Origin of the sequence: Paenibacillus sp. FSL H8-0548 (genome assembly GCF_038630985.1) — a bacterium.
In the GTDB taxonomy this organism is placed as follows: Bacteria; Bacillota; Bacilli; order Paenibacillales; family Paenibacillaceae; genus Pristimantibacillus.
Genome location: NZ_CP152049.1, coordinates 3867867 through 3882447 on the forward strand (window position 1 = coordinate 3867867; position 14581 = coordinate 3882447).

Here is a 14581-nt window from a genome sequence, read left to right on the forward strand (position 1 = left end):
TCCTGCCTTATTTATTGTAGCAGCTTTTTCTTCGGCCAAATGAAGCTGACTCGAGTGCCTCGGCCCTCTTGGCTGACAAGCTCAATTTTTGCTCCGCTTTTCTGTATCACATTGTACACATACGATAAACCGAGTCCAAAATTACGACCAGTTTTCCCACTGCTATAAAAAGGATCGAATACTTTTCCTTGTTTAAGATCAGATATGCCGATGCCGCTGTCATGAATAGATAACTCGATCCCGCTCTTATGCGCAGCAAGCGTAATCTCTATCGTTCCTCCATCTGGCATAGCCTCACAGGCATTCATCAATACATTCCCAAGTGCCTCGCCGATGTGAACCGCATCACATAATAGCACAGGCCGCAGCTCGTATACACACTTAACGGTGACCCGATGCTTGCTAAAGAGTCCCTCATGCTGCATAAGGCATTCGTCGATTAGCTGGTCTAGCCGAATCCGTTCTTCGTGAAGGATAATATCTTTCATCTGACTGTGAATCCGGTTCACCATCTCAAGCATATGATGAGAAGCATTCGTAATGATCTGCATATGCTGCTTCGATTGCTCATTAGAGTCAGGGAACAAGTCTTTTAAGTTCTCTGTACTAATGGCGATTTTGCCAATCTCGTTTTTTATGGTGTGATTCAGCATTGACGTGCCTGTACTGACTGCCCTCATTGTGCTCTCCATCGGATCATGCTCAAAGCGGAGCTTCACGCCCAGTACACCATACATAAATGTACAAAGCAATCCTACCGCTAGCGAATAGATAATAAACACCGCTATATAATTAAAAAACTCAAAGTCAGGTGAGATTACCTTGGCTACATAAATGAATAAAAGAACAGCAATAAGTGTAGGTACAATAATAATCGCTGTGATGAATCGACTCCGCTTTAATCGAATATCACGCTCTCTCCAGAACGAGACGACTAATATATAGCAAGAAAATAGATAGTAGGGTGCACTCCAAAGAAGCAGCACTACGAAAAACAATTTCGAATACTCGAGCAGAAGAAACAAAACCATCATGAAGAGAATGGGAATAGACAAATAAAGCTTGAGCTTTATTCGAGTGTGCTTGAAGCCCATTAATCCGGTGTATGAGAAGCTAAAGACCATGATGGCATAAGGCGTAAAGGTATAGTTGATAAATTGCATAATTTTAGCTGCTGTGAAAAACTCATATTCCAAAAAAATAGCAGCGAGCCCTCCGATAGAAGCACTGCATAAGAAAAAAGAAGCCCAACGATTCGATTCATTATGGCGATTGTTTAGAATTACGATCACGGCTGCTGTAAATAATGCTAAGAAATAAAAGAGCATGCTGGGATACCATCCTGTCATCACTTGGTATGTTTATCGTATCATACTCCTATGCACCGTGCCCGTTCTGTTAAAAAAATCCCAACCACATAAACGCTGTGAATTGGGATTTCTTCTTAGTAGTCCGATTTAGGCTTGCGAGGCTGAGGCTTCGGTTTATTCTGTACGGCTGGCAAATGACGCATGCTTCTTAGCATTGGACCCTTGCAGATGGGACAGGTTTGTTCAGCATCAGCGAACTCATCTCTTACCCAAGCCTTGCATTCCGGATTTTTGCATTTGAAAATTTTAGTTGCCTTTAGTTTCGGTTTATCGTCTTCATTTGTAGCCACGCTTATGTTTTCCCCTTTTCATCTCTGCACTTATGTCATTAATATTTTATGTCGTTAAATAAATGGGAACTACACAAACTGGCTTTGCTACCTGTGTGCTAATTCCTGTATGCTGCAATTTTCCACTTTGTTGATCAATTTTAAACGTGACAATATTATTCGAATCACGATTAGCTGCCAACAAGTAATTTCCATTTGGTGTAATGGCAAAATGACGTGGATGACCGCCTTCAACTGAAACATGCTGGACATGCGAAAGAAGACCAGACTGCTCATCAATAGCAAACACAGCAATACTGTCATGTCCACGGTTCGACCCATACAAGTATTTACCGTCTGCCGATACCGTTATTTCCGCACAGGAGTTTTCATCCAAATAATCGGCTGGCAGTGTGCTTACCGTCTGAAGAGTAGTGAGTAGACCGGTTTCCTTATCGTAATTAAACGATGTAATAGACGAATTCACTTCATTAATAACGTAGACATAGCTGCCGCCTGGATGGAAGGTCAAATGACGAGGGCCTGCTCCAGGTTCCAATGCAATTTCACCTTGGCGTACCAGCTTCTCATTCGCTTCATCAAGTGCGTAGGTCACAACAAGATCCAAGCCGAGGTCCGAAATAAGCAAATAACGGCCATCCGGGCTATAGAATGAGGAATGAGGATGTGGTCGATCCTGACGTTCAGGATGTTGACTGCTTCCGGAATGCTGCTGAACATCTAGTTTATGTCCAATAGCACCTTCACTTGTAATGCTAAATAAACCAATCATACCGCCATGATAGCTCGTTACCGTCAAAAAACGACTTTGTGCATCACGTTGAATATGGCAGGTCGTCGAATCAACCGTAATTTCACGATTAATAAGCTTGATCGTGCCTTTGTCAGCGTCAATTGAGAAGGCTGCTGCTTCGCCAACCTTTTGACCTGCTGCATTAACCGTTTCGGAGATCACGTACAAAAGCTTGCGCTGCGCGTCTACATTAAGAAATGTCGGATTTTTGAGCCCGGCATACTCGTCCGATAAAGTTAATGTACCCTTTTCCTCATCGAAAGCATACACATAAACGCCGCTATCTTCCGCTTCAGCATACGAGCCTGCAAACACGAGCAGACGTTGTGATTCAACTGTCAAGATCAATTCCCCCCTAAACATGTCCATATCAGAGCTGCCATTATGAGGCGCTGACTTTTAATTCCGTTATCTATTATAAGACTATAAATCAATTGAGACAAATATGTTCTTAAAGTTTATCGTCGCCTATGCTTTGGAACAGCTCGATAATTTCACCATCAGGTCCTTTAAAGAAAGCAAGCTTCACTGGAATACCGCCAAGCTCCGCTTCCTTGGGCTCAACTGTAATTTCCATACCTGCGGCTCTTGCGAGTTCTATGGCCTCTGAAACATTGTCCGAACGCAGAGCTAAATGCAAAAACGCTCCTTCATCCTTTTGCCCTTCCTTCCCGCCAGCAAACACCTCTAAATAATTTCCGTCTCCGGTATCAAGCATGATGGCCCGCTTAGCGTCTTCTCCCCATCGAACACGCTCTGTAAACCCTAATACTTCCGTATAGAAAGCAACCGTTTTGTCAAAATCAAATACTCGAATAGCGATATGATGAAATCCGCCTCCGCCGATTTTTGCATTCGTACCCATTTGTCAGCCTCTCCTCTACATTTTATTTAAGACTTTGGAGCATCTGGAGCGCAATAGCCATCTGTACACAGCACATCCGCATCGCCCTCATTTACTTGTATAACTGCTGGATGCTTTTCTTCCCAGGCCTTGTTCAACGTATCTAAAAACACTTCAGGAGACTGTGCGCCTGATACAGCGTATTTGCGGTCAACTACATAGAAAGGTACACCGCGGATTCCGAGCTTGCTGCCATCCTCTTCCTCACCGCGCACGGCTTCACTAAATTGGTTCGTCTCTAGCATCTCTGCTACGGCGACTGCGTCGAGTCCCACTTCAGCAGCTAGTGCGGCGAGTTTCACACGATTCCCAATGTTATGGCCTTCCGTAAAATAACCTTTAAACAAACGTTCTGAAAGCTCCTTGTCCTTGCCATGCTGAGCTGCAAAATGTACGACGCGATGTGCATCGAATGTATTGGTTGACACCGTTTTTTCAAAATTAAAAGTGATGCCGACTGCTGCTGCTTGCTCTGCTACTCCAGCGGTCGTTTCTTTCGCCTTTTCAATACTCATTCCGTACTTAGACGCCAGCATGCTGTATGTACTTGTGGTCGATTGAGGATCAGCACCTGGATCCAGCTCGAAACTGCGAAATACAATTTCTATTTCTTCTTTATGAGCGAAACGATCAAGGGCAAGTTCAAACTTCCTTTTCCCTATATAACAAAACGGACATACATAATCTGACCAGATTTCTACTTTCATAGTGTGCACCTCCGATAAATTTCAAATAGTAATGATGCTCTCCTCATTATTGTAACATGTTTAGTTACGAGTTTGAAAATAGTTCGTGCTTACTTTTGTTAAATAAAAAAAAGCGATTCCTTTGGCAAGCTGAAATCACTTGTCAAAACAATCGCTTCGGTTTGTTTTTCTACTAATAAGACTCGTTCCACTTAAACGGCAAAAATATGCTTATCGATTTTGACCGTTTGCTTTCTTGACCAAATCCATTTAGAGGTTGCTGTATCAGGATTAAAATAATAAAGTGCGTCACCTGTTGGATCATAACCATGCACTGCATCCTGTGCTGCTAGATAAGCTGTTTTGTCCGGCTTCAGCGAGTATTGGCCATCATCGACTGCTGTAAACGCACGCGGCTCCTCAATCACATCTTTAATCGTATCAGGAAAGCTTGAAGAAGCTAAACGATTCATTACGACTGCCCCAACCGCAACCTGACCCTTGTATGACTCTCCGCGTGCTTCAGCATAAATGATTTTCGCGAGCATATCCAATTCAGCTTTGTTTACTGAAACCTTCTTAAGCGTTTCCCAAGTCCTCTCTCCTGCTATCCCATCAGCGGCCAAGCCGTAATCTAATTGGAATCGTTTCAAGGACTGAAGTGTCGTCGTACCAAAGTAAACCGTAACGTCCTCTTTAAAATAACCAAGTGTCTTTAAACGATACTGTAAATCAGGAACGTCTGGACTTCTGCTTCCAACCTTCAATGTAGCTGGCGATGCCGCATGAGCAGCGTTCAATGGTACACTGCACGCAATCATAAAAACAAGAACAATTGCCATACTATATTTTATGAAATTTATGTTTATCATTCAAAAATTCCCCCTTTTGTTTTTCGAAACACCAGTTATGTTACATATTTAGATTACAACTGGTAAAACGCTGCCTGGCAATAAGTTAGAGTTTAGCATAGTAAATATCGAATTGTAACCGGATTTAAGCAATTGCATACATTTACTAATTTACAACGAACTAAAAATCTGAAACGAAGCATTGACAATTAAGCTAACCTGTAACTATAATAGTTACATGAAGCGAAACGATTCGATACACAGTGAAAAAGGAGAATAAAAAATGAAAATTGCAGTTATTGGAGCAGCAGGTCGCGCAGGAAGCAGAATTGTTGAAGAAGCCAAAAGCCGCGGTCATGAAGTAACAGCTATCGTACGCAGTGCAGCAAATCTTACGAGTACAGATGACATTAACGTATTAGTTAAAGATGTGTTTCAGCTTGGAAATGAGTTAACTGAATTTGATGCTGTCATAAATTCCACTTCAGCAAAACCGGGTGAAGAACATCTGCATGTGGAAATCATTAACCATCTGATCGCTGTTCTTAAGTCGTCATCTGACACGATTCTATATAACGTTGGCGGCGCAGGCAGCTTGCTCGTCGACGACAAAGGTACTCGTCTATTTGAAACAACAGAATTTCCAGCCATTTATTATGCAACTGCAAAGGCTCAGAGCGATCAGCTTGATGTGCTGCGGAAAGAGAAAGAGCTTAAATGGACATTCTTCAGTCCAGCCGCTATATTTGAACCTGGGCATAAGACTGGCAAGGTTCGGCTTGGTGAAGACCACTTCCTATTGAACGATCAGCATGAGAGCAAGATCAGCATGGAAGACTACGCCTCTGTATTGCTTGATGAAATTGAAAATCCGCAATTTACTAATCGTCGTTTCACTGCTATTAACGTATAAATGGTGTTTATACAGAACAAGTCTCTGCATAAGAGGCTTGTTTTTTTTGACAACTTTTTTGCATTGACATTGTGCCTTTATGTCCTGCTTGCTACAATAAAGCAAACCATATTATTTTCATAAGATATTTGTTTACATAATTATTATTATGTTATTTTAATGACCTATATATTTAATGACATTAATTTAAGGGGTGAGGTTTGATTAATATTTTAAAACAGAAGGATCGCGAGGAGCTTGACAAGAGGCTTCCAACCATGCCCTGGTATATCGAAAAATTCATTAATTTCAAGCTTCCAGATTTATCTCCCTCTTCATTAGTTGAATACATGAGAGATTACGAGACTTTTCTAAACTGGCTGATGGCAGAAGGATTATCCGAAGCGAGATCAATTAAAGATGTACAGCTGTTAGAGCTGGAAAAGCTGCATATGGACAGCATTGATGGCTTTAGAATGTATTTATCCACCTATAAAGAGGAACGCAACAGCAAGACGACAATTTCTCGGAAGCTTTCCTCCCTCCGCTCTTTATTTCATTATTTAAGTCAAATTGCCGAGGATGAGGAATTTTATCCGCTGCTAAAACGTAATGTGATGGCGAAGGTAACGATTAAACGAACGCATAAACCGAAGGATACAGCGGCAAAGCTCGAAGGAAAGCTGCTGCAGGAAGAAGAAATTACAGAATTTATGACTTACATCAAGCAGCATTACGGCACAGAAGTCGCTTCGAATAAGCAAGCTTTGTACGCTTATGATCTAAATATGATACGAGATGCTTGCATTATTAGCTTTATTTTACATTCCGGCCTGCGGGTATCCGAGCTAGTTAATTTAAATGTCGATGATATAGATCTGAAAAAAAGACTTTGTTATGTATACCGCAAAGGTAAAAATGATGATAACTTTAAAACACCAGTATACTTTCGCCAAGAAGCAGTTGAAGATTTACAGGCTTATCTTACACTTCGCGAGGTTCGCTATAAGGCGCCAAAGCGAGAGAAGGCACTGTTTCTAGCTATTGCCAACGGCAAGCATGAGGGCTCACGTATGACCAAACGCGCGATTCAGGAAATGGTCATCAAATATGCGAAACGCTTCGGCAAGCCATACCTCTCCGTCCATAAGCTGCGACATAGCTTCGCAACAGACTATTATTTACGCAATGATATTTATAAGACACAGGAGCAGCTTGGACATGCTTCACCAGAAACGACACAAATTTACGCTCATCTAACCGATAAGACGATGGCACAGGCGATTGATCGAACAAAACAAGAGGACGAGCCAAGCTAGCGCCATTATGCGCTAGCTTGCTTGCGTCCTCTTGTTGGTGAGTCGTTTTCTATTAAGAGCTCGTTTGCATAATGACTGATTCCTGCATCGAAAGCTGTGTGAGAACAAGATTCGCATATAGGCCGCCTTGCTTCATTAATGCTTCATGCGAGCCTTGTTCTGCAATACGTCCGTCCTCTACAACTAATATGAAATCTGCATCTTTAATGGTCGACAAACGATGTGCAATGATAAACGCAGTTCTCCCCGCTAACAGCGTCTGCAACGCTTCTTGAATATGCTGCTCGGTTTCCGTATCGACGCTAGAAGTCGCTTCGTCCAAAATTAATATTTTCGGATCTGACAGCAATACTCGCCCGAAAGCAAGCAGTTGGCGCTGGCCAACTGAAAGCTTGGAGCCGCGTTCCTCCAGCTCTGTCTGATAACCGTCAGAGAGCTTAGCAACGACACGATCCAGCCTTACGTTTTCACCTGCCTTCCTGAGCTCCTCCTCTGTTGCATTCGCATTGCCATATCGCATATTTTGCTCAACCGTACCCGCAAAAATAAAGGAATCCTGAAGCACAATGCCCATCTGCTTGCGCAATGATTCTAATGTTGCCTCTTTGACATCCACCCCGTCTATTCGGACAGATCCACCTGTCGCATCATAGAAACGCATTAATAAATTTACGATCGTGCTTTTGCCTGCACCTGTCGGACCGACCAAAGCGACCCGCTGTCCCGGTTTGACGTGGAAGGATACCTGATGAAGCACATCCGGCTTGTTATCCTCATAACGGAAGGATACATTGTCAAAAATCACTTCTCCTTGAATAGGAGGAAGCTCACGAGCCTTGCTGCTGTTCTTCACCTCCGGCTCCGTATCCAGCACTTCAAATATTCGTTCCGCCGATGCCATCGCAGAGAGGAGCTGACTGTAAACCTTAGATAAAGCGCTGAGGGGTCCCCAGAAGCGCCACAAATAATTGATGAAGGCCATTATAAATCCAAGTGTGATGGCCCCCTCCATAACCCTCATCGCTCCAAACCATACAACGATGCAGGTACCGAGCATTCCAATCATCTCAACTAGCGGATACACCGTTGATTCCAGTGTAATCGCACGCATAAATGCCTGTTTATTTCTAGTATTAATGCCATTAAACCTCTCATTGTTTTTTTGCTGCCGAGAGAATGCTTGAATGACTCTTATCCCTTGGATCGTCTCGTTCAAATGACCATTAATAGATGACATCGTTGAACGTGATCGCGACCATGAGCCTTCAATTTTTGGACGCAGCTTCACAACGATAAAAAAGAGCAATGGCATCATAATGAAGGAAAGCAGGGCGAGCTGCCAATCCATCCAGACTAAAATAACTACGATACCAAGAAGGTGAGTGACCTCCATGACCATCGTGATGAGCCCGCCATTGATTAGCTCGCCAATGGCATTCGTATCGTTCGTAATGCGAGACATAATCTTTCCAGCAGGACGTCCGTCAAAAAAACGAAAGGATAACGATTGTAAATGATTAAATAATTGCTGACGCAAATCAAACAAAATTCGCTGCCCCGTATAATTGATCCATTTCGTATGCATCCAGCTGAATAACCAGCCCAAAAGCTTAATACCGAGCAGCACGGCACCCAGCACATGAATGACGGAAAAATCCCCTCCCGTTATCCCCTTATCGATAATATAAGCAAGTATAATCGGCTCCGACAAGCTGAGCAGCATGTTTAGGAGTACAACGACTACAACCCATGTCATTAATTTTCGATAAGGAACAAGATATTGGAGCATTCGCCGAAAATATCGGCCATTAAAAGGCTTTTCCTCCACCTCGTTATCCATATCCCATTCCATTTGACTCATCGTCTCACCTCTATTCTATGGATGCGCGATTTGCTTTTTGTCTCTCGAACAATTGACGGAAAAAGCCATTGCCATCATGTAATTCCTTATGTGTGCCCTGCTCAGTCAAGCGACCATTCTCAAGCACAATAATACGGTCTGCATGCTGAATGGAAGATAATCGCTGCGCGATAATAAACGTCGTCCGTCCCTTCATGACCTCAAGCAAAGCCTCATGAATCGCAGATTCAGTCGCTGTATCAACGCTTGCGGTTGCTTCATCCAGAACGAGTATCGGAGGATCCATCAATATCGCTCTTGCTAGAGCAACACGCTGTCTCTGCCCGCCTGAGAGCCCTACTCCTCGCTCGCCTATACGAGTATCGTAGCCGCTAGGCAAACTTTCAATAAAAGCATGAATTTGTGATTTTCGTGCTGCTTCCTCGATTTGCTCCTGTGATGCTTCTGGATAGCCATAGGAGATATTGTCTCGAATCGATGCAGAGAAAAGAAACGTTTCTTGCGGTACAATTCCAATGCTTCTGCGCAAGCCATCAAGCTCATAGTCCCGCACATCGATGCCATCAAGAAGAATACGACCATCAGCAACATCATAAAAACGTGAGAGCAATCCAATTAGGCTGCTCTTTCCGGAGCCAGTCGCTCCGAGCACCCCGATCACCTCGCCTTTTTCCACCTGAAAGGAAATATCGTCTAAGATCGGTTTATCCTTCTCCTGATCCTGATCAGAAAAATAAAAGGAGGCCTGCTCAAACTCAACATTCCCACGTATTTGATTAGCATCGATGCCCTGCACTGGATTCTCAATATCGATCGGTGTATCGAGTACCTCGAAGACACGCGGTGCAGCTTTAATCGCTTGCTGAAATATGTTAATTTGCCAGCCAAGCATATTAAGCGGCCAAATGATCCCCCATGTATACCATTGAAAAGCCATAAAAGTGCCTATCGACATTTCACCGCGCACAACAAATATGGCACCAATCCAAATCATCAGGACGAAGGTCAATCCTCCATAAAAGCCCATTAGCGGAAAAGCTTTTGCCTCGAGCTTTGCGCGATCCATATTCGTCTCAAAGTTTTGCTCGTTGCGCTCTGCGAATTTACGCTGCTCCACATTCTCAGTAGCAAACGATTTAACTACACGAATACCCGAAATATTTTCTTGCAGTGTCGTGGTTAAGCGTCCCATTTGCTCCCGTATGCTCGACCACGCAGGTCCAACCTTGTGATTAAAACGGAATAAGACGAACAAAATAAAAGGAATCGTTACTAAGCAAGTAACGGTTACCTTCCACTGCATCGTCATCATAAAAATGATCGTGCCTAGAAAGGTAAGCATGCCTGTAAATAAATTCATAGCTCCGAATCCTACAAAGTTTTTTACCGCTTCAATATCGCCCGTCATTCTAGACATTAATTGTCCCGTCTGAGCACGGTCATAATACGTGAACGATAAACGCTGCAAATGCTCATAAAGGTCCTTCCTAAGCTTAAACACAACATTTTGGCCCACAAGCTCTTGTGAATAGCCCTGCACAAACATGCCTACGCTCTTAAGCGCCTGAATTCCTGCTAATGCAATGGTCAATGCGATCACTACCGACATATTGCTTTTACCGATTCCTTCGTCAAAAATTCGTCCTAAAACCCAAGGAGCTACCAAATCAAATATCGTTGCTAAAATCATGATCGTAACTGCAACGACTACCCATCTAGCGCTAGGTCTTACATAAATCATCAGCCTTAATAGCGTTTTCATTTGGAGACTCCTTCCTTATTAGGAAACAAAAAAAGACCTCGAGCCACATAGGCTTGAGATCTTCGCAGACTGGCGAGCAATGGCGAGTTAACGCTGCATTGACACCATTCCTCGAAGGCAGGCCGCACGGCGTGATTGAATAAATAGATGGAATGGTCTGCTTGACTGCGCACGATCCATATTGATTCCAAAGCTACTGTTCAACATGCTAGGGCCCCCCTTTTCATTTTCCATTTATTAACTAACGTTTAGCTATAGCAAATTTTAACATCTGATTTCGTCCAAACGCAAGAGCACATTTAAATATAATTATTTAGTACCTGTCCGTGTCAAAAGGCAGCTCTAAGTCATTCGACGAAATGCCCTCTTCAACCGCGAATTCAAAATCCTCAATATCATAAATTTGCACCGGTACCTCAGCCTCGATAAGCTTATCTTGAAATTCAAACTGATCGGAAAGAAGCGGCACATTAAGCTTTAGGCTTGTAAGCAGCAGCTCTGTTTCAATCGGGTCAAAGGTTTCTCCGTAATGTGCGTTATCTACAGCATGAACAACTGTAAATTGAATCGTCTCATTCAGAAGCAGCGGTGAGCTTTCTCTCCAAGGCACCTGCATCGCCTTCTCAATTTTTTTACGGTTTAGCGAATCCTCAAAGAAAGCGATCAGCTCATTTATTTTGCTTTTCACGTGACCATCATCATCTGGATCATCCATAACGGGATCTACACCATCCCTCATTTCATAAAGCTCTGCTATGGATGAATAAGGCACGACGAAATCAATTGGACGGCTCGGTACAAGAAGATGCCCATACGTTGCTACTAATACTGCCTCTATTACAAAACGTCTCCGCATGTGATCTCCTCCAATTATTTTGTGAAGTAATGCTAGCTTCGTGTAACAACTATTCGAATATTAAAAACAGTTCCACATTATTATACATGATATGATTGCGTGTACAAGAGAGTCATCAAACCAAATTTGCGCAAAATGTGTTATCCAAAGTAAAATGAAGATTAAAGTTATAACCTATATTCGAAGTTGAATGAGCTTTAGGAGGATACTATACATGCAAATAGAGGAAGCTATTATTATAGGAGCGGGCCCCTGCGGCCTAGCAGCAGCGATCGAGCTGGAAGCGATTGGGCTCCGCCCGCTTGTCATAGAAAAAAGGAATATTGTCCATTCTATTTCGCAATATCCGACGTATATGCATTTCTTCAGCACGCCTGAGATGCTCGAAATCGGCGGAATCCCTTTTACTACAGCTAATGACAAGCCTTCAAGACTTGAGGCATTAAATTATTATCGTACTGCCGCACAGCGCCATCATATTCGCGTTCAAGCCTATGAAGCCATAACGAGCATTACACCAGAGGATGGCTCTTTCCTTCTGCAGGGTGAGGACCGCTTTGGCCAAAAGCATTCGTACAAAAGCCGTTACGTCATTATCTCAACAGGTTATTTTGATCATCCTAATGAGCTTGGCATTCCAGGCGAGGAGCTCGAAAAGGTAAGCCATTTTTTCCGTGAGTCACATCCCTATGTAGGCATGAAGGTTGCGATCATTGGCGGCAGCAACTCGGCCATTGATGCGGCGCTTGAGCTTGAGCGAGTGGGGGCAGAAGTTACGGTTGTATACCGCGGCGATGACTATTCCTCCAGCATAAAGTCTTGGGTTAAGCCTAGCTTTCAGGCAAAAGTAACCAAAGGCTCTATCCGTATGCTGTTCCAATCCCAAGTTGTCGCTATCGAAAATAATGATATTACCGTTCGCGGACCTGCTGGAGATACTCGTCTCGCTAATGATTTTGTTCTTGCGCTGACAGGCTTTCATCCAGACCGCAAGTTTCTGACCGCAAGTGGAGTCACGATGGAGGAGGAAGGCTTTCCAACCTTCAACCCAGATACGATGGAAACGAATATATCCGGAATCTATTTAGCTGGTGTCGTCGCTTCCCGTCATGAAGCCAATGAAATATTTATTGAATCAGGCAGATTTCATGGCCATAAAATTGCTGAGCATATTCAAAGTCAGAGATAATTGACTAATGCAATTAGGTAGCTCTCATACGGCAATTCGAGGAACATATATCCATAGCTATACTAGAATATTGTATAAATATATTTTCACATGATAAAAACCCGCCATTGTGCATTCAATGGCGGGTTTTCATCATTAAAATCCTAATTTAAATTCTTCTGCCTTAATCGGCTCTGCGGTTGAAAGACATATGTTCTGCGTACCCCCTCCTCTTTAAACTTTTTTCTTGCGAATCTGCTCGTCTCGGTTCTCGCCCCATTCTTTGGCTTGAGACGTGGCAATCGCGATGGCCCGGCCTTCTTCGTAGCCGTCTTCCAATAACGCGTTGGCAATTTCAATGGCTTTATTGCGGACCGGAGCCATAAAATTTTTGAGAGAATCGGGATAATCGTCTTTTGTCCATGGCATTTAGCATCCCTCCTTCCGAAAGTGTGCAGCCGATTGGTGGTTGTTTCCGTCTGCATAGCTACTCACTAATAAACATGAGACAACTGCGATTAAACATTTTCTTCTTATATTTTAAAAAAAAGAGAAATCAGCCCTTTTCGGCTAATTTCTCTTTTTTCGGCTTTATTCATCTCTCAAAGCAGACTTCCCAAGCAGTTCGCGCTGCTTATCCACCGGATCATGCAGTGTCAAGGTTCTGGCATTCCGAAAATACCGATCGAATCCATATTTTCGCGTTGCAGCTCTAGCACCCATTAGCTGAAATACGTCCGAGGTGATTTCCAGACTGACCGAAGTCGCAACAACCTTCGCCTGAGAGCTAGCAAGAGCTGCAGACGCATACAGGTCAGAGTTGTCCTGCGCAGCCTGGAGCAGACGAGCCGCGCGCAGGACAAGCTGTCTTGCTGCTGCAAGCTTCGCGTCCATTTCACCTATCCGGAGCTGAATAGCTGGATCATCCGCTGCTGCTGCACCGACCGTCCAGCTACGACTCTTCTCCTTCACATATACTAGAGCATCACGAAGCGCTCCAGCTGCAATACCTACATACTGAGCAGCAAAATGAATATGAAATTGAATATTGAAAAAGTCCTGAACGCGGCTAAACTCACCAGAACTGCCGATAACATGTTCGTTTGGAACAAACACATTCTCTGCTTTTACTGTACCGCTTCCCGTACCTCTCTGACCGATGCCATCCCAATCGTCAATAACCGTAACGCCAGCAGCAGCTAGATCGACGATCGGCATCGTAAAGCGTTCTTCCTGCGTACCTTCTATATCCGATCTTACTGAACGCCAAATCGCCCATTTCGCACCCGTTGAGCCCGTTGCAAATATTTTTGTACCATTCATGCAGAAGCCGCCTTCAACTGCCGCGAGCTCACTTCCAAGCTTAAAACGATCCGCTCCCGCTTCACTTCCAAAGCTTGCAAACAGCTTCCCTTCGCCCGCCACTTGATCAAAGAAATAGGATTGCTGCTCCGAATTTCCTAAAGCGTGAACCAGTTGAACTCCTGTGTTATGAAGTGTGAATACCTGAGAAGCAGAAGAACACCAAGCAGCCAGCTCCATTAGAACAAGAGGAAGTAAAAGCACATCTCCGCCAAAGCCTGCGCCTAGTCCACCAGCATTCGTCGGAACAGTAATGCTAGTCAAACCTGCTTCTATTAACGAATGAATTGCTTCATGCGGATAGCGAGCATCTTGATCTACCTGCCATGCTGCTGGACCCAGATACCGTTCACCAAGTCCACGAGCCTGCTGAAGAATGGTCCACTGCTGTTCAGTTAGCTCTACACGAACAGCAGCATCACTAGCGTTCACTGGAATATTAGACTTCTCTGCTGTTTTCATCGTCT

General features: G+C 43.7%; 14 protein-coding genes. 3 read left to right on the forward strand and 11 right to left on the reverse strand.

Annotation, left to right across the window (positions count from 1 at the left end; genetic code table 11):
- Window positions 1-11: 11 nt before the first annotated feature.
- From MHI37_RS16475 to MHI37_RS16500, 6 genes are all read right to left on the reverse strand, one after another.
- The gene (locus tag MHI37_RS16475; protein ID WP_076334698.1) at window positions 12-1328 is read right to left on the reverse strand and encodes a sensor histidine kinase; all 1317 of its coding nucleotides are present in this window, start codon (window positions 1326-1328) and stop codon (window positions 12-14) included.
- A 116-nt stretch (window positions 1329-1444) separates the two neighbouring features.
- Complete coding sequence (locus tag MHI37_RS16480) at window positions 1445-1660, reverse strand: cold-inducible protein YdjO-related protein (protein ID WP_076334697.1); 216 nt, start codon at window positions 1658-1660, stop codon at window positions 1445-1447.
- A 46-nt stretch (window positions 1661-1706) separates the two neighbouring features.
- A complete protein-coding gene (locus MHI37_RS16485) occupies window positions 1707-2795 on the reverse strand; it encodes a lactonase family protein (RefSeq protein ID WP_256709506.1) in 1089 nt (362 codons plus the stop codon).
- A gap of 109 nt (window positions 2796-2904) precedes the next feature.
- On the reverse strand, window positions 2905-3318 hold the full coding sequence (locus tag MHI37_RS16490; RefSeq protein WP_076334696.1) for a VOC family protein: 414 nt from the start codon (window positions 3316-3318) through the stop codon (window positions 2905-2907).
- Between the two features lie 26 nt (window positions 3319-3344).
- Window positions 3345-4064 (reverse strand): DsbA family oxidoreductase, encoded by a 720-nt coding sequence (locus MHI37_RS16495; protein WP_076334695.1) that lies wholly within the window; start codon window positions 4062-4064, stop codon window positions 3345-3347.
- A 191-nt stretch (window positions 4065-4255) separates the two neighbouring features.
- The gene (locus MHI37_RS16500) at window positions 4256-4915 is read right to left on the reverse strand and encodes a cell wall hydrolase (RefSeq protein WP_083676017.1); all 660 of its coding nucleotides are present in this window, start codon (window positions 4913-4915) and stop codon (window positions 4256-4258) included.
- A 262-nt stretch (window positions 4916-5177) separates the two neighbouring features.
- Here MHI37_RS16500 and MHI37_RS16505 point away from each other — a divergent pair, with 262 nt between their 5' ends.
- Window positions 5178-5807 carry an NAD(P)-dependent oxidoreductase gene (locus MHI37_RS16505; RefSeq protein ID WP_076334694.1) on the forward strand — a complete coding sequence of 210 codons (630 nt, stop codon included), beginning with the start codon at window positions 5178-5180 and terminating at the stop codon, window positions 5805-5807.
- A 203-nt stretch (window positions 5808-6010) separates the two neighbouring features.
- A complete protein-coding gene (gene xerS / locus MHI37_RS16510; RefSeq protein ID WP_076334841.1) occupies window positions 6011-7105 on the forward strand; it encodes a tyrosine recombinase XerS in 1095 nt (364 codons plus the stop codon).
- A gap of 52 nt (window positions 7106-7157) precedes the next feature.
- Here the strand turns inward: xerS and MHI37_RS16515 are convergent, their stop codons facing one another.
- The 3 genes from MHI37_RS16515 to MHI37_RS16525 all read right to left on the reverse strand — a co-directional run bounded on the left by MHI37_RS16515 (window position 7158) and on the right by MHI37_RS16525 (window position 11584).
- Complete coding sequence (locus MHI37_RS16515; protein ID WP_076334693.1) at window positions 7158-8966, reverse strand: ABC transporter ATP-binding protein; 1809 nt, start codon at window positions 8964-8966, stop codon at window positions 7158-7160.
- A gap of 10 nt (window positions 8967-8976) precedes the next feature.
- The gene (locus tag MHI37_RS16520) at window positions 8977-10728 is read right to left on the reverse strand and encodes an ABC transporter ATP-binding protein (protein ID WP_076334692.1); all 1752 of its coding nucleotides are present in this window, start codon (window positions 10726-10728) and stop codon (window positions 8977-8979) included.
- Between the two features lie 313 nt (window positions 10729-11041).
- Window positions 11042-11584 carry an ADP-heptose synthase gene (locus MHI37_RS16525; protein WP_076334691.1) on the reverse strand — a complete coding sequence of 181 codons (543 nt, stop codon included), beginning with the start codon at window positions 11582-11584 and terminating at the stop codon, window positions 11042-11044.
- A 214-nt stretch (window positions 11585-11798) separates the two neighbouring features.
- Between MHI37_RS16525 and MHI37_RS16530 the strand changes: the two genes are divergently transcribed.
- Window positions 11799-12773: a YpdA family putative bacillithiol disulfide reductase gene (locus tag MHI37_RS16530; RefSeq protein ID WP_179090121.1), complete on the forward strand. Its 975-nt coding sequence runs from the start codon at window positions 11799-11801 to the stop codon at window positions 12771-12773.
- A gap of 213 nt (window positions 12774-12986) precedes the next feature.
- Here the strand turns inward: MHI37_RS16530 and MHI37_RS16535 are convergent, their stop codons facing one another.
- Window positions 12987-13181, reverse strand: coding sequence for a hypothetical protein (locus MHI37_RS16535; protein WP_076334690.1), 195 nt, complete (start codon window positions 13179-13181; stop codon window positions 12987-12989).
- 162 nt (window positions 13182-13343) lie between these two features.
- Complete coding sequence (locus MHI37_RS16540) at window positions 13344-14576, reverse strand: acyl-CoA dehydrogenase family protein (RefSeq protein ID WP_076334689.1); 1233 nt, start codon at window positions 14574-14576, stop codon at window positions 13344-13346.
- Window positions 14577-14581: the final 5 nt, after the last annotated feature.